This is a genomic window from Pseudomonas sp. R4-34-07, from assembly GCF_003852375.1.
Classification (GTDB): Bacteria; Pseudomonadota; Gammaproteobacteria; order Pseudomonadales; family Pseudomonadaceae; genus Aquipseudomonas.
Genome location: NZ_CP027760.1, coordinates 5,072,269 through 5,087,298, shown reverse-complemented (window position 1 = coordinate 5,087,298; position 15,030 = coordinate 5,072,269). Strand labels below are relative to the sequence as shown.

Sequence of the window (15,030 nt, the reverse complement as noted above, 5' to 3'; positions counted from 1 at the left end):
GCCATCGGGGGCTTGCCCCCGATGGCTATCTAACTATTGGTGCATGGCTCTGCCTGAAATCAACCCCCGGGCTCGATACGCAACACTTCAATCAACTGATCGCCGACGGGGCGCTGCCACAGCACCTCGTCCCCCACCTGGGCGCCGAGCAACGCGCGCCCGAGGGGCGAACCCCAGTTGATCAAGCCTGCGTTGGCATCGGCCTGATCTTCGCCGACCAACTGGATGCGCTGCTGCTCGTCCTGCTCATTGGCGAAGGTCACCCAGCTGCCGATCTGTACTTTATCGGTAGAAGTGGCCGGCGCCACAATCTGGGCGCTCTGTACCCGCTGGTTGAAGTAGCGCAAATCCCGCTCAAGGTCGGCCTGGCGTTGCTTGTCCGCCTTTTCGCCCTTGGCGGATTCGGTGCTGTATGCCTGCTGCAATTGCGCAACCTTGGCCTGCAACTGCGCCAACCCTTGCGCGGTCAAGCGATTGGGTTGCTCGCTGACTTGACGCTCCACCGGCTGATCAGCCTGGGCGGCGGCGTTATCTTCATTTACAAAAGCTCGGCTCATGATGTTCTCCTTCAATGGAGTTTGGGCCATGTTCGCCGCGCGATCGTTCCCACGCTCTGCGTCCGCTTCTAACGCGGCGCGCTATTGCGAGCGATAAGCCTTGGCCGCATCGCGATCTTTCTCCTGCTGCCATTCGTGCTCGCGGTCATCCCTGCGGTTGTCCTGGTAGTCCCGCAGCTCCTCGTTCTCGCGCATGGCCTTGCACTGGCGGAAACCATCTTCCCAGCCTTCGGCGTACTGCCGGTCTTTCAGATAGCGGGGCACGTTCTTGCGAAACTCCCCGGTAATCACCCCAGCGGCCTGGCGACCGCTGCTGCAACCGTCGTCGAAGCCATCGGCAAAGGCGGGCGGATAACCTTTGGCCAATAAATCTTGGTGGGTTGACTGGCAGCCTGACAACCCCACCACCACACACAGCATTAGCGCAGACCGCCACATGGCGTACTCCCTGGCCGATTTACGGCTGATAGGGGGAAGTCTAGTCAGGGATTTGTCAGATGTGTGTGAAAGAGAAGTCGGCGGGATGTGGGCTGTGCAAAATGATCGTTCCCACGCTCTGCGTGGGAATGCCTCCTGGGTCGCTCCGCGTCCCGCCAACCGCTGCACGTTTGGATTACTGCGCACAGGTGACGCGGAGCGTCACGGGCTGCATTCCCACGCGGGAGCGTGGGAACGATCTTCTCCGGCAAATTTTGTTCATGCACAAATAAGTGTGGGAGGGGGTATGAATCAGTAGTGATACCACTTCACTTCGAGCATCACTTCATTCACCGGTGTCGACAAGTGGCTGTACTCGCGCTGGGCGCTCAGGCGCAGGCCCAGGTTGCGTGACAGTTCCCACTGTTGGTTCAGGCTGATGCTGCGCCGTACTTCGCCATTGGTGAAAAAATCGCCCTTGGCTTCCAGGCTCAGGTTGCCCAGCGGGTTCTTCCACAATAGGCCGGTGTTGAAGCCAGCGGCGGGGGAGATGGCTTCGCTGAAGTCATTGTTGTGTTCCACGCGCACCGTGCCGAGGGCGAAGCCGAGCATGTCGTCGCTCAACTGCCAGGTGCCACCCGCGCCGCCGTTGACGTGGGCGACCAGGGTTTCGTCGTCGTGTTTACCCGGTACGCGCTCCAGGCCACCTGTAACTTGCCATGACCAGGGTTGCAGTAGGGCGTTGCGTGGGGTTAGGGAGCGGATGGTGGCCAGGTCCAGTTGCTGCAACTGCCAGTGATTGCCTTCGTACTGGCGCAGTTTCATCTGCAGGATTTCGATTTGTGCGCCCAGGGGGAAGCCTTCGGCGTTGTCGTTGAGGTCGTGATAGGCCATACGCAGGCCGTATTCGCCGAAGGCTTTGTCGCCGCGGGTGCCGATGCCGGCCTGCCAGGTGCGCGATTCGTGGCCATTCTCGGGCAGGCCGGGCGGGGTGATCTTCAGGTCGGGCGCAGGGTTCTGGTTGATCGCACGCAGCAGTTCGAAGCTGCGCTGAGAGCGTGCGGTGTCGCGCTCCAGGCCGTTGGCGCGGTAGCGGCCGAGGCGATAGGCAGCATCGATGATCAGTGCCTGGCGCTCGCGGAGCAGGGCTTTGAAGGCTGGCGCCTGCAATTGCTGCTGGTCATCGCTGATGGTGAGTGCCCATTGTTGCTCATCGCCGTCCAGCGGTTTGGCGCGTTCGAGTAGTTCGCGTTCACGGGAGGGGCGATAGTCGATCTTTTCCACCAGGCCCGCTTCCTTGACCGCCTTGACGGTGTCGGTGGGGATCGCCGTCAGCGGGAACTGCTCGGTCAGGCGCAGGCCGGGGCGCGCCACTTGCAGCAGTTCCAGCAGGCGATATGAGCAGTTTTCATCGAAGAAAAAGTAGTCGAACTGGATCTGCTTGAGTTCCCACACATGCTCGACCATGCGCTTGGTCTCGACTTCGGTGAGGTTCAGGCGGTATTCCCACAGGTCACGGTTTTCCAGGCTGCGGTATTCGGAGAGTTTTTCCTGGTAGGGCACCAGGGCGAACAGGCCGGGGTAGCCGCCCATCAGGCCTTTCCAGGCATACAGAATGCTGTTGTCCGAGCCTTCGATATAGGCACCGAAGTTGATCGCGTAGCTGAGCAGGGCGGTATTGTTGCTCTGCACGTCAGCCTGGTCGATGCGCAGCAGGGTGTGACCGAACATCGACGACGGGCTGTTGAGGTACGCCGCCGGGAAAATCATCACCGCGCTGTGGGGCGCGACGTCCGTGAACCATTGCTTGAATTCCTTGCAGTCCACCGCCGGCAGGTCGGTCAGTTGCAACTGGTCCTTGAGCCAGCGGGTGCGTGCGGGATAAACGCATTGGGCGTGCTTTTCACCCAGGCTGGCCGGTGCATACAACGCATCCACAGTGGCCTTGAGTTCGGCGTCCGGATGATGCGCCCCGTCGGCGGCGAGAAAGAATTTCTTGTCGCTGACATAGCTGCGCCAGCCATTGATCTTGCCGGCTTCGTAATGGCCCAGCGACAGCCAGAACGGGTCATTGGCCAGTTGCTGCAAACGTTGATCGTCGAGGTGCGGTGCCGCATGCAGCGGGGCGCAGGCGAAGAGAGCCAGGCAAGCGAGGCGTTTGAGCATGGGGGCTACTTAAGTCGGACTGAAAAAAAGACCCAAGGGGGACAGGTCGAAAAAACAAAACCCGCGCCTCGAAAGGCGCGGGTGGGTCGAGCTTAAGCCTGGGTCGCGTATTTCGCCAGACGGGCATCACTTTTCAGTACGGCAATGGTGTTGTTGTGCACGTCGTCAGCGGTCACGTCAGCCTTGCTGAAGATCTGCTGGAAGTGCTCGTGGGTCACAGCCGCGAAGTGCTCGCGATCTTCCGGCGCCACGCCCAGTACCACGGCGTAGGTAGTCAGCGCTTCGCCGTTACCCTTGGCCATGTCTTCGGACAGCTCGTTCATCATGCCATTCATGGCAATCCAGGACTTGCCGCCGTAGGTCAGGGAACTGTTGGTGCTGCAACCGTTGGTGCCCGAGGTCATGCCGAAGGTGGCGTTACCTGAAGTGCCGTTGGTGGTGGAGGCCAGGAAGTGGGCCGGAGTACCGCGCTGGCCTTCGAACAACATGTTGCCCCAACCGCAGTTCGGGCCACCTGGTGCTTCTGCCATTGCATTGAGGGAGACGACGGTGAAGAGAGTACCAAGAAGGATCCGTTTCATAGCTTTGTTCTCTTTGTGTGCAAACCAATGGACAAGGGTTCAGGCGCTTCGCAGCACCTAGGGGCCAGTTATTAGTCCAACCCGCGCAGTTTGGAGTTTAGGCACGTTCCAGGGGTTCCGTGATTTTTTATAAAACATTCAGTCTCGAACGATTTTTTTGTACGCCGCGCGGGCTGTCTATGCTTTCCCAAAAGCGCGCCTTGCCAGAGCGCGCAACGGAGAGCCAGAATGCCCCCATCTGCCCCGCCTGATGTAAGGAAGCCCGATGCCTGATCCTGTTGCTGCCAGCTTGCGTCTAGCGCCCGAAGCGCTGACTCGCCCTTTTTCCGCTGAACAGTTCAGCTTCTCGACCACCAATGATCTGGAGCCCTTTCGCGGTGTGCTTGGCCAGGAACGTGCAGTTGAAGCATTGCAGTTCGGCGTGGCAATGCCACGTCCCGGTTACAACGTGTTTGTCATGGGCGAGCCCGGTACCGGTCGCTTTTCATTCGTCAAACGTTACCTGAGGGCCGAAGGCAAGCGCCTGCAAACCCCGTCGGACTGGGTGTATGTAAATAATTTCGATGAGCCGCGCGAACCGCGCGCCCTGGAATTGCCAGGCGGCGCTGCGGCGGCGTTCATCGCCGATATCAACGGGTTGGTCGACAACCTGGTGGCGACCTTCCCGGCCGTCTTCGAACACCCGACGTATCAACAGCGCAAAAGCGCCATCGACCGGGCATTCAACCAGCGTTACGACAAGGCCCTGGATGTGATCGAGCGCCTGGCCCTGGAAAAAGACGTGGCGCTGTACCGCGACAGCTCCAACATTGCCTTTACCCCGATGCTCGATGGCAAGGCCCTGGACGAGGCCGAGTTCTCGCAGTTGCCGGAAATCGACCGCGAGCGTTTCCACACGGATATTTCCGAGCTGGAAGAGCGCCTCAACGAAGAGTTGGCGAGCCTGCCGCAATGGAAGCGTGAGTCGAACAATCAACTGCGCCAGTTCAACGAAGAAACCATCACCCTCGCCCTGCAGCCTTTGCTCGCACCGTTGTCGGAAAAGTACGCAGAAAATGCCGCCGTCTGCGGTTATCTGCAGGCCATGCAGGTGTATCTGCTGAAAACCGTGGTCGAGCAATTGGTCGACGACGCCAAGACCGACGCCCAGGCCCGCAAGCTGCTGGAAGAGCAGTACTGCCCAAGCCTGGTGGTGGGCCATCCGGTCAACGGCGGCGCGCCGGTGGTCTTCGAGCCGCACCCGACCTACGACAACCTGTTCGGCCGTATCGAATACAGCACCGACCAGGGCGCGCTGTACACCACGTATCGTCAACTGCGCCCAGGCGCGTTGCACCGTGCCAATGGTGGCTTCCTGATCCTGGAAGCGGAAAAAATGCTCAGCGAGCCGTTTGTGTGGGATGCGCTCAAGCGTTCCTTGCAATCGCGCAAATTGAAGATGGAGTCGCCGCTTGGCGAACTCGGGCGCCTGGCCACCGTGACCCTCAACCCGCAAATGATCCCGTTGCAGGTCAAGGTGATCATCATCGGTTCGCGCCAGCTGTACTACGCGTTGCAGGATGCCGATCCGGACTTCCAGGAAATGTTCCGGGTGCTGGTGGACTTCGACGAAGACATCCCGATGGTCGACGAAAGCCTGGAGCAGTTCGCCCAGTTGCTCAAAACCCGCACCTCGGAAGAAGGCATGGCGCCGCTGACGTCGGATGCGGTGGCGCGGCTGGCGACCTACAGCGCACGCCTGGCGGAACATCAGGGCCGTTTGTCGGCGCGCATTGGCGATTTGTTCCAATTGGTCAGCGAGGCGGACTTCATTCGCCACCTGGCAGGCGACGAAATGACCGATGCCGGGCATATCGAGCGCGCGCTCAAGGCCAAGGCTACGCGCACCGGGCGCGTGTCGGCGCGGATTCTCGACGACATGCTCGCCGGGGTGATCCTGATCGACACCGCCGGCGCCGCCGTGGGCAAGTGCAACGGGCTGACGGTGCTGGAGGTCGGTGATTCGGCGTTTGGCGTACCGGCGCGGATTTCCGCCACGGTGTACCCCGGCGGCAGCGGCATCGTGGACATCGAACGTGAGGTCAACCTTGGCCAGCCGATTCACTCCAAGGGCGTGATGATTCTCACCGGTTACCTGGGCAGCCGTTATGCGCAAGAATTCCCCCTGGCGATCTCGGCGAGCATCGCGCTGGAACAGTCTTACGGTTACGTGGATGGCGACAGCGCGTCCCTGGGCGAAGCCTGCACCCTGATCTCGGCCTTGTCGAAAACGCCGCTCAAGCAGTGCTTTGCCATCACCGGCTCGATCAACCAGTTTGGTGAAGTGCAGGCCGTGGGGGGAGTTAACGAGAAGATCGAAGGCTTCTTCCGCCTGTGCGAAGCGCGCGGTTTGACCGGTGAGCAGGGCGCGATCATTCCCAAGGCCAACGTGGCCACGCTGATGCTCGACGAGAAAGTTTTGCAGGCCGTGCGCGACGGGCAATTCCATATTTATGCGGTACGCCAGGCGGATGAAGCGTTGAGCCTGCTGGTGGGCGAGGATGCCGGTGAACCGGACGCCGAGGGGCAGTTCCCGGAAGGTACGGTCAATGCCCGCGTGGTGGAGCGTTTGCGCGCAATTGCGGAGATGATCAGCGAGGAAGACCTGAAGGAAGCAGAAAAGGAACTGGCGCAGCAGGCGCTGGCTGAGGCCAAGCCCAGCTGATTTCTTAAAGCCACCTGCAGCAAAAATGTGAGAGGGGGCTTGCCGCCTCCCACATTTAGATACGATACGATCATTCCCACGCTCCCGCGTGGGAATGTACCCGTGACGCTCTGCGTCACTTGTGCGTAATTACCGAAACTTGCAGCGGTGGCGGGACGCGGAGCGTCCCAAGAGGCATTTCCACGCAGAGCGTGGGAACGATCAAACACACCGCTATCGGGGGCAAGCCCCTCCCACATTTCGTTTTGTGGGTGCCATTAAATTGACGACCGTCCGCAATCCAATGCCGTTGGTCTCTACCACCTTGGTCTGTCGCGTTTTTATTCTATTCTGAGGATTAGGGATATCCACAGGAGTCGCAGGATAGAAACAGCCTCGCCTTTGCGCTGGGGCTGAACGCCGATCTACCGAGGGTCGCCGCCATGCCGCGCAACCTTTGCCTTACCCGCCAGTGCCTGGGCCTGGAAACCCGTATCGAATGCTCCATTCGCCCCCTCGCCGGGGAAAACGGGTTGTGGACATTATTGTTCGCCGCCGGCATGTCGGGCGAGCAGCCTTCCACGGTCAAGTCCCAAGGCCCGTTTCACGGGCCATTCGTGGCAGAAACCATGTTGGGCTCCATCGTCGACAGCCTGACCCTGCACGGCTACGAGCAACTGGACGAGCCGCAGATCTGGTGCCTGCATCTGCAGGCTCATCTGCGCCAACTCAACGGCGGCCAGGAGCAACTGGCCCTGTAATCGGGCTATTTGCTTTCCGGTTTGTCCAGCTTGACCTCGAAACCATATTGCACGGTGTCGAGGTCGGTGCGCTGGTAGCTTTCCAGGGTGGTCGGCTGGCCGTAGAAATAATGCACGTCAAACAGCGCCGTGCCGTACTCCTCGGCGCGGTGGCTCACGCCGAGAATTTCCTTGAGGTAGTTGCCGCTGCCGTCCTTGGCGTAGAAGCGCCAGCTGTCGGCGGGAAACGCGCGCTGGTCGACGATCAACGCGTTGTCCTTGAGCACCAGGCCTTTGGGCAGTTTGCTGGTGTCAATCGAGGCCTTCTCGATGGTGGCGAGGAACAAGGGCACCGAGCCGACCACAAACGCCGGGGTTTCCGGGAACAGGTTGAGGTCGTAGGTCAGCGTGCCACTTGCCGCATTCATCTCGAACGCCTCGGTGGGCAACTCGATGGGTTCGCCGCGCTCGCCTTTATCGTCGGCCGTGAAAAACGTGATCGGCGCGTCGCTGTTGTTGCGCTCGGCGCCGACCAGATCGTCATTGAAGGTGAAAGGGTGGTCGAACACGATTTTCGCGGCACTGGCGTCGTCGGTGGACTGGCTGATGGTGACGCTGCTTTTCAATTGTTCTTCCGTCAGCGAGGCGTCTTTGAGCCAGCTGGCTGCAGCGTCGTCATACACCGTGACCGGCATCGGCAAGGGTTGCACGGTGTGTTGCAGGCTGTTTTTGTCGAAGCGCATCACGGGCAGGTCCAGCTCCTTGCGGGTCACCGTGGTCTTGGAAAAATCCAGCACATTGACCTGCAGGGTGTCGATCAATCCGTTGAAGTACACCTTGGCGTAGTGGCTCTTCTGTGTGTGTTCGAAGGCTTTTTGCGCGTCGGTGAGGTGTTTTTCGAACGCTTCGGACCAAGCCGTTTGTTTTTGCATCTCGGCCAGCTGTTTTTCATAGAACGCCACTTGCGCGGCATTTTCGTTGATCGAGCCTGAGCGGGTGAGAAATTGGCCGGTGGCGTCCCGAGCCTGTACCAGCAGCGGGTTGGGCGAGTCGTCGCCCAGCTCTGCGGCCAGGGGCGCGCTGTTGGTCAGTTCAAGCTCGGCGTAATTCTTGTCCAGCGACACCAGGTTGAGGGTGATATTGCCCTCGGTGCGCGGGTGGCCGAGGTCTTTTTTCGACAGGTCGAATGTCAGCACCTTGCCTGGCGCGGCGACCTCAATCGCACCTTTGAGATTGACGGGCTGCGGCTGGCTCTTGTTTTCCGTCTCAATGCCCTCGATGAAGGGGTAGGTCACCGTCAGGTCGTCGGGGTTGGTCAGGTTGGAGCTGCTCGGGCTGAGCTGGATGCCGGGGTCGGTTTCCGACCATTCCGGCTGGAAGGGAATGACTTTGTTGTTGCTCAAGGTCACCGACTGCCATTCCAGGCCATGGGGGAAGGGGAACTGGTCAGGGGCGTTGAAGGTGAACGGGAAGACCGGTTGCAGATCCGTCAAGTAGTCGGAGTGGGAGGCTCTGCGCAGTACGAACAGGCCGTTGATATAGGTGTCCACCAAGGCCTGGGGTGTGGGGTAATGCTTGAGCAGGGCCAGCGTGTCTTCGCCGTATTCGGCTTCGATGGGCTTGGCGGCGAGCTTGAGGCGTGCACGTTCGAGCAACAGCAGCGAGCCGCCGAGGTCGGCGATGGCGTCGCGCAGCTTGGGGTCCTGGATGCTGTCCAGGGACTGTTCGAACTGGCTGGTTTTCTCTTCGAGGGTGGCCTGCTTCTGCTCTTCTTTGGGGGAGCAGCCGCTGGTCATCAGCAACGCCGCGCACAGGCCGAGAGTGGCCAAAGGGGATCGCACATCCATCATCAGAGTCTTCCTGTCCGACATCATCGAGCCGAGTTGAGGGGCTCGACACTAGCAGAAAAACGCCCTTACAGATGCCACTTCAAGTCAGTTTTCTCGCGGTGACAGGGGGCCGGTGGCGACTGGTATACTCGGCTCCATTTTTAGCCAAGCTGTGTGAGATTCAATGGAACGCTTTATCGAAAACACGATGTATGCCGCGCGCTGGCTGCTGGCGCCGATCTATCTGGGTTTATCCCTGGGGTTGCTGATCCTGGCGATCAAGTTTTTCCAGGAAATCATTCATGTGATCCCCAATATTTTCACCTTGCTGGAGTCGGAGGTGATCCTGCTGTTGCTGTCGTTGATCGACATGGCCCTGGTCGGTGGCCTGCTGGTGATGGTGATGATTTCCGGCTACGAGAACTTCGTCTCGCAGCTGGATATCGATGAGAACAAGGAAAAGCTCAACTGGCTGGGCACCATGGACTCTTCGTCGCTGAAGATGAAAGTGGCGGCGTCCATCGTGGCGATTTCCTCCATCCACCTGCTGCGCATCTTCATGGACGCCAAGAACGTCGATCCGCAACACCTGATGTGGTACGTGATCATCCATATGACCTTCGTGGTCTCGGCGTTTGCCATGGGTTACCTGGACAAGCTGACCAAGCACTGATGGCGCGCGCTCGCCTTACTGCTCGACGAAGTAGTAAGGCTGGCGATTGATCGCCATTTCCTTGATCACTGTCACTTTCTCATTCAGTCGGTCCGTGTGGTCCAGCAGCGCAACGTTGCCGGGTTTGGCGCCGAGAAATGCACGTAATTGCGGCTCGGTCTGCAGAATCGGCAAATAGCCCTGCAGATAGAACACGCTGGCGCCGGCGATGCGCTCATTGGGTTGGAACAGCGCCACCTCCCTACCTTCGTCTTGCAGTGCCTGGACCTGACTGATCACGGGCACGAATGACTGACGCACATCAGCTTTGGGCGCGAACCAGAAGGCTGCGCTGAGGTAGCAGGCGATGGCCAGGGTGAACACGCCGAAGACAATGCGCCGGTGGTAGCGGTACAGCGCCGGTTTGTGGGCTTCCACCCACTCCAGCAGCACCCGCGCATATTCTGCGGCCAGCACGGCGGCGGCCGGGGTCAGTGCCATCAAATAGACGGTGCGTTTGCTCGAGGCCAGTGTCAGCAGGGTGAACTGCGCCACCAGCCATACGCTGAAAAACAGGCGGTAGCGGTTGCGCACCAGGCTTTTACGAAAGTGCCACAGGCCCAGGTACACCAGGATGTTCCACGGCAGGAAGGCCTCGGGCAGTTTGGCGAGGTAATAGTAGAACGGCTCGTAATGCCCGGCTTCGACAAACGAGCCGCTGAAGCGCCCGACGCTGTTGGTCCACAGCACCTCACCGACGGCCTGCATGCCGCCGCGCTGAAACAGAAACACCAGCCAAATCACCAACGGCACCAAGGCCAGCAGCGTGAACAGCGCGGGCTTGAGCCAGTCGCCAAGGCGCAAGCGTTTATCCATCAGGCTGGTGCAGGCCAGGTAGACGAAGATCACACTCCCCGGCATCGCCAGGCCCAGCACGCCCTTGCTCAACGTCGCGATGACCATCCCCGCCGTAAACAATGCCCATGCCCAGGCAGTGGAACCCTGGCGTTCGGACGCGGGGCGCATCGCCTGGTAGAACCCGAGCAACGCAGCGGTCACGCCCAGGCTGAGCAACGAATCCTCACCCACCCCGCGCACATTGCCCCAATAGCTGGCCATGGTCGCCAGGATCAACGCGGCACTGAAGGCCAGCGTTGTTGGCCGCCCGAACCGGCGCAGCATGCCGTAGAGCAGCATCACGCTGAACAACCCGGCAAAGGCCGATGCCAGCCGCACAGCCCCGGTGCTCGCGCCAAACAAGCGAATCGCCCCGGCATCCAGCCACAGGCTCAGCGGCGGTTTTTCCAGGAAAGGCTCACGAAACAGACGCGGCACCACCCAGTCATCGTCCAGGTGCATGGCCATGGCGATCCCGGAAACGCGGGCTTCGGTGGAGCCTTGCAGTTCATGGTTGCCCAGGGCGAAGAAGAACAGCAGCGCAGCGAGCAGGCACAGCAGAGGAACGGGACGCGTCATGGGGTAGCTACCGGGCAGGAGACCGCTCGGGAGAGCGACCGTGGCTGCCCGCCAGTATAGGGATGGGTTTCTTAACGATTCGTGAACGAGTGTGGGGTTTTTGTGAGGTCGGGTTAAGCTTGCGCCTTGGCGGCAAACAACTGCTTGGCGTGGGCAAAACACTTCTCAGCAATCGCCGAGCGCGGTTCGGTCTTGCGCATCACCATACCCAGTGGCGCGAGCACGCTGGCGTCCGGCAGGTTGATAAACGCGAGGTTTTTGATCGGGCTTTCCAGGGCGCTGTCCAGCGGCATGATTGCGCAGCAAAAGCCTTCGTGGATTGCCTGGAACAGCTGATAGGTTGAATCGCTTTCGAGCATGGGCTGGGGGGCGAGGCCGCGGCTGCGGAAGCTCAGGTCAATGGACTTTCGATAGTGCATGCCCGTGCTGATCATCCCCAGGGGCAATTGGGCGGCGTCTTCCCAGCTCATTTCGGTGCCTTCGAAGTGGAAGTGGCGTGTGTCGTACAGCAGGCCGACGCGGGTTTCGCCCAGTTCGAAAAAATCCAGGTAGCTGGAGTTTACGTGGTCCAGGTAACACACCCCCAGGTCCAGCTGATTGGTGCCCAGCGCTTCGATGATCTTGTCCGAACTCATGGAGGTCAGGCTGAACTTGAGTTCCGGGAAGGTGTGGGACAGGCCCTGGATGTAGCTGATCGGGTTGAAACCGCTGAGCGGCACCAGGCCCAGGCGCAAGTTACCCACCAACTGGCCGCGACACGCCGCTGCTTCGGCGAACAGCCCATCATGGGCGGCGAGCAAGGTTCTGGCCCAAGCCAGCACACGCTCACCGGCCTCGGTGAACCCTTCGAAACGCTGGCCCCGGGTGACCAACTCCAGGCCCAGTTCATCCTCCAGATTGCGCAGGCGCATCGACAGCGTCGGCTGAGTGATATGGCAGCGCGCAGCCGCCTGGCCGAAGTGACGGGTCTGCTCCAGCGCGATCAGGAATTTGAGTTGCTTTATGTCCATCAACACACCTGCCAGTCAGCCGTAACAATTAGGCAGCCATTGTTTAGGCGCTTGAGCCTCATGGCAATCGATTGATGGCGGCCTGCCGGAGAAAGACATGAGCGTAACGTCGGATGCGTTGTGTGTACGGCTTCAATTGAGTACACAGTCGACGGGTTCAAGGACGGGCGGCAATTCTGTCGCACCGTTGGCGTGCAGCACTTCGCGTTCGATGGTGCGCACGATGGCATTGGTCGGCAGGTCGTTTTCGTCGTAGCCGAAGGGGTCTTCCAACTCATCGCCAATCGCGTCCAGGCCAAAGAACGTGTAGCTCACGATCGCAGTGAATACTGGCGTCAGCCAACCCAAGGGTTCGGCCATGGCGAAGGGCAGCAAGATGCAGAACATGTAGCTGGTGCGGTGCAACAGCAGCGTGTAGGGGAAGGGCAGCGGGGTGCTTTTGATGCGCTCGCAAATGGTTTGCGTGCTGGTCAGGCTGCTCAAGTGGCCGGCCATCAGCTGATAGCGCCATTCGCTGAGGCTCCCGGATTCGACCAGCGCCGAACATTGTTGGGTGACGCGACCGACAATGCTTTCCGGGATATTCGGCGTATTGGCCGGCGGCGGCGTGTCGAGCCAGGGGGCTGCCGCGCTGGGCTCGTCCTCATGGCGCAACCTGGCGTTCAACGCATGGGCGAACCCGCACAGGTTGCGCAGGATCTCGCTGCGCTGGCGAGCGTCCTGGATCACCTGGGTTTCCCGGATCATGGCGCGCACATCCATCAGCATGGCGCCGAGCGCTTTGCGCCCTTCGTACCAGCGGTCATAGCAGGCGTTGTTGCGAAAACTCATGAAGATCGAAAGTGACAAGCCCAGCAGCGTGAACGGCGTGGCGTTGACCTTGGAGAAGTAGGCTGGATGAAGGGTTTCCACCAGCACAATCACCGAGGCCAGCAGTGTCACCAGCAGGCTGCGCAGTGCGATACGCCGGGCCACGGAGCCCTTGAGCGACGTCAATACACCGATCAGGTTGGGTTTGGCTCTGACGATCATGGAAATAGCCTAGTGCAATGGGTTGAAACCGGGCCGGTCAGCCGCCCGTCATGTTCATGAAGCGCACCACCTGCACCTCATCGTCGAGGGTGAAATTGTGCCGATACGGCTTGAGTTTCATCGACTCCACAATCGCGCGCTCCAAACGTTGCGGCTCGCCCGGATAGCGCCGCAGTACCGCCTTGAGGTCGACCGAATGCTCGTTGCCCAGGCACAGCAACAGCCGGCCTTCGACCGTCAACCGCACGCGGTTGCAGGTGCCGCAAAAGTTGTGGCTGTGGGGTGAAATAAAGCCCAGGCGAATATGCGGCGCTTCGGCCAGGCGCCAATAGCGCGACGGCCCCTGGGTGGACTCTGCGGAGTCGATCAGCGTGTAGCGTTCGGCGATACGCTCGCGTACCTGCGCACTGGAATAAAACGCCTCGGCACGGCTGTGTTCGCTGATCACGCCCAATGGCATTTCTTCGATAAACGAAATATCCAGGCCGCGATCGATGGCGAAGGCCACGAGGTCGTTGATCTCATGGTCGTTGCGACCTTTCATCACCACGCAATTGAGCTTGGTGCGCTGAAAACCCGCAGCATTCGCTGCATCGATACCCTCGATCACCTTGGCCAAGTCACCGGTGCGCGTCAATTCACGAAAGCGCTTGGGGTCCAGGCTGTCGAGGCTGATGTTCAAGCGCTTGAGCCCGGCATCGAACAACGGCGCGGCGAGTTTGCCCAGTTGCGAACCGTTGGTGGTCATGCACAACTCGCGCAGACCGGGGAGCGCGGCGATGCGCTTGCACAACTCCACCACGCCCTGACGAACCAAGGGTTCACCGCCGGTCAGGCGGATCTTGCGCGTGCCCAGCGCAACAAAACTCTGCGCCAATTGGTACAGCTCTTCCAGCGACAGAATCTGCTGGCGCGGCAGGAACTCCATGTCTTCGGCCATGCAATACACACAACGGAAATCGCAACGGTCGGTCACCGACATCCTGAGGTAGTCGACCCGGCGCGAAAAACTATCCATCAGGATTTGATCGGTCACTAAAAAACCTCGGCGGCGACGTTGGGTATATACCCTGGCGCTTATATAGGCGGGTGATTCAGGCGAGGCTAACGGTGTTTTCTGCAGGCGTCTAATCACTCTTAGCGACTGGTTGATCGATGGGGTCTATGAGCGGTTAGTTGACGGGGCACAGGAGGCGGCGAAGCGGCGGGTTCAATAGCGTACCTGTGGCGAGGGAGCTTGCTCGCCATAGGTACGGGTTGGTTGTTCAACTGACGGGAATGTTTTATGGATTTTCGCCAAGTGGTTGCATGGTGAATAACTGAGCGTCCAGCATTCGCTCCAGCAGCAACTCACCCAGCACGATCAGTTGCTGAGCCCCCAGCAGCTTTTGGCGCTGCGAGCCTTCCAGTTCAAAGGCCAGATCGGTGGTCATGGCGTTCAGCGAGGCGAGGGTTTCACTGGCTTGGACCAACAGGGTTTCGGCGGGGATGTCTGGGGCGAGGGTGAAGAGGGTTGTTGGGGGATTGGGGGTGATCTTTTTCATGATGAAGCTCCCACACTGTTTAAGGAGCTACCGCCCCCTGCTGTCAAACAGGATTGGGTGGCAGCTGTACGCGGGTTGACAGACCGGAAGTGTAGGAACCCGGCGCACCCGAAGATGCCCCACGCACAGCCACCATGAACGAGGCGGAATGCGTAGAGCATGCCGTCTTACCAAGGGGTGTGAAAGGTTACACTTTTCGGCCTGTCAAAGCCGATCGCTGATGAGCAGCGACGTGGGAAAGGTAGCGTGATGGAGGAGGGTGTGCCAGTTCATTGAGGGCGTTGCATGTTGAAGGAAAATTCTGAAGGCCGGTCTGCCGGGGTTTTTAAGGCCCAGAAATAGC

General features: G+C 60.0%; 13 protein-coding genes. 3 read left to right on the top strand and 10 right to left on the bottom strand.

Going from position 1 to position 15,030, the window contains the following annotated elements:
* Positions 1-59: 59 nt before the first annotated feature.
* The 4 genes from C4J85_RS23390 to C4J85_RS23375 all read right to left on the bottom strand — a co-directional run bounded on the left by C4J85_RS23390 (position 60) and on the right by C4J85_RS23375 (position 3,721).
* Complete coding sequence (locus C4J85_RS23390) at positions 60-557, bottom strand: GreA/GreB family elongation factor (protein ID WP_124410824.1); 498 nt, start codon at positions 555-557, stop codon at positions 60-62.
* An 81-nt stretch (positions 558-638) separates the two neighbouring features.
* Positions 639-995 (bottom strand): hypothetical protein, encoded by a 357-nt coding sequence (locus C4J85_RS23385; protein WP_124405327.1) that lies wholly within the window; start codon positions 993-995, stop codon positions 639-641.
* 291 nt (positions 996-1,286) lie between these two features.
* A complete protein-coding gene (locus C4J85_RS23380; RefSeq protein WP_124410823.1) occupies positions 1,287-3,140 on the bottom strand; it encodes a DUF4105 domain-containing protein in 1,854 nt (617 codons plus the stop codon).
* Positions 3,141-3,232: 92 nt separating this feature from the next.
* Positions 3,233-3,721 carry a DUF3015 domain-containing protein gene (locus C4J85_RS23375; protein WP_124364474.1) on the bottom strand — a complete coding sequence of 163 codons (489 nt, stop codon included), beginning with the start codon at positions 3,719-3,721 and terminating at the stop codon, positions 3,233-3,235.
* A 265-nt stretch (positions 3,722-3,986) separates the two neighbouring features.
* On the opposite strand from C4J85_RS23375, the gene C4J85_RS23370 reads away from it, so the two are divergent.
* Both C4J85_RS23370 and C4J85_RS23365 read left to right on the top strand, forming a co-directional pair.
* Positions 3,987-6,425 carry a Lon protease family protein gene (locus C4J85_RS23370; RefSeq protein WP_124368409.1) on the top strand — a complete coding sequence of 813 codons (2,439 nt, stop codon included), beginning with the start codon at positions 3,987-3,989 and terminating at the stop codon, positions 6,423-6,425.
* 422 nt (positions 6,426-6,847) lie between these two features.
* Positions 6,848-7,165, top strand: coding sequence for a hypothetical protein (locus C4J85_RS23365; protein WP_124368408.1), 318 nt, complete (start codon positions 6,848-6,850; stop codon positions 7,163-7,165).
* A gap of 5 nt (positions 7,166-7,170) precedes the next feature.
* On the opposite strand, the gene C4J85_RS23360 is transcribed toward C4J85_RS23365, so the two are convergent.
* Complete coding sequence (locus tag C4J85_RS23360; RefSeq protein WP_124410822.1) at positions 7,171-8,994, bottom strand: hypothetical protein; 1,824 nt, start codon at positions 8,992-8,994, stop codon at positions 7,171-7,173.
* Positions 8,995-9,157: 163 nt separating this feature from the next.
* Here C4J85_RS23360 and C4J85_RS23355 point away from each other — a divergent pair, with 163 nt between their 5' ends.
* Positions 9,158-9,646, top strand: coding sequence for a TIGR00645 family protein (locus C4J85_RS23355; RefSeq protein ID WP_124364470.1), 489 nt, complete (start codon positions 9,158-9,160; stop codon positions 9,644-9,646).
* A 15-nt stretch (positions 9,647-9,661) separates the two neighbouring features.
* Here C4J85_RS23355 and C4J85_RS23350 read toward each other — a convergent pair whose 3' ends face one another.
* From C4J85_RS23350 to C4J85_RS23330, 5 genes are all read right to left on the bottom strand, one after another.
* Positions 9,662-11,101 carry a glycosyltransferase family 39 protein gene (locus C4J85_RS23350; RefSeq protein WP_124410821.1) on the bottom strand — a complete coding sequence of 480 codons (1,440 nt, stop codon included), beginning with the start codon at positions 11,099-11,101 and terminating at the stop codon, positions 9,662-9,664.
* Between the two features lie 113 nt (positions 11,102-11,214).
* Entirely contained in the window at positions 11,215-12,111 is an 897-nt protein-coding gene (locus C4J85_RS23345; protein WP_124410820.1) for a LysR family transcriptional regulator, read from the bottom strand.
* Between the two features lie 132 nt (positions 12,112-12,243).
* Positions 12,244-13,143, bottom strand: a complete 900-nt coding sequence (locus tag C4J85_RS23340) for a bestrophin family protein (RefSeq protein WP_124410819.1) — start codon at positions 13,141-13,143, stop codon at positions 12,244-12,246.
* A gap of 37 nt (positions 13,144-13,180) precedes the next feature.
* Positions 13,181-14,161: a GTP 3',8-cyclase MoaA gene (gene moaA / locus C4J85_RS23335; RefSeq protein ID WP_372240638.1), complete on the bottom strand. Its 981-nt coding sequence runs from the start codon at positions 14,159-14,161 to the stop codon at positions 13,181-13,183.
* 265 nt (positions 14,162-14,426) lie between these two features.
* Positions 14,427-14,687, bottom strand: coding sequence for a DUF6124 family protein (locus C4J85_RS23330; protein WP_124410817.1), 261 nt, complete (start codon positions 14,685-14,687; stop codon positions 14,427-14,429).
* Positions 14,688-15,030 lie beyond the last annotated feature (343 nt).

What these genes read in the sequence shown, in the direction of transcription:
- C4J85_RS23390 (WP_124410824.1), bottom strand. Translation starts at nt 557, where the DNA reads ATGAGCCGAGCTTTTGTAAATGAAGATAACGCCGCCGCCCAGGCTGAT.
- C4J85_RS23385 (WP_124405327.1), bottom strand. Translation starts at nt 995, where the DNA reads ATGTGGCGGTCTGCGCTAATGCTGTGTGTGGTGGTGGGGTTGTCAGGC.
- C4J85_RS23380 (WP_124410823.1), bottom strand. Translation starts at nt 3,140, where the DNA reads ATGCTCAAACGCCTCGCTTGCCTGGCTCTCTTCGCCTGCGCCCCGCTG.
- C4J85_RS23375 (WP_124364474.1), bottom strand. Translation starts at nt 3,721, where the DNA reads ATGAAACGGATCCTTCTTGGTACTCTCTTCACCGTCGTCTCCCTCAAT.
- C4J85_RS23370 (WP_124368409.1), top strand. Translation starts at nt 3,987, where the DNA reads ATGCCTGATCCTGTTGCTGCCAGCTTGCGTCTAGCGCCCGAAGCGCTG.
- C4J85_RS23365 (WP_124368408.1), top strand. Translation starts at nt 6,848, where the DNA reads ATGCCGCGCAACCTTTGCCTTACCCGCCAGTGCCTGGGCCTGGAAACC.
- C4J85_RS23360 (WP_124410822.1), bottom strand. Translation starts at nt 8,994, where the DNA reads ATGATGGATGTGCGATCCCCTTTGGCCACTCTCGGCCTGTGCGCGGCG.
- C4J85_RS23355 (WP_124364470.1), top strand. Translation starts at nt 9,158, where the DNA reads ATGGAACGCTTTATCGAAAACACGATGTATGCCGCGCGCTGGCTGCTG.
- C4J85_RS23350 (WP_124410821.1), bottom strand. Translation starts at nt 11,101, where the DNA reads ATGACGCGTCCCGTTCCTCTGCTGTGCCTGCTCGCTGCGCTGCTGTTC.
- C4J85_RS23345 (WP_124410820.1), bottom strand. Translation starts at nt 12,111, where the DNA reads ATGGACATAAAGCAACTCAAATTCCTGATCGCGCTGGAGCAGACCCGT.
- C4J85_RS23340 (WP_124410819.1), bottom strand. Translation starts at nt 13,143, where the DNA reads ATGATCGTCAGAGCCAAACCCAACCTGATCGGTGTATTGACGTCGCTC.
- moaA (WP_372240638.1), bottom strand. Translation starts at nt 14,161, where the DNA reads ATGGATAGTTTTTCGCGCCGGGTCGACTACCTCAGGATGTCGGTGACC.
- C4J85_RS23330 (WP_124410817.1), bottom strand. Translation starts at nt 14,687, where the DNA reads ATGAAAAAGATCACCCCCAATCCCCCAACAACCCTCTTCACCCTCGCC.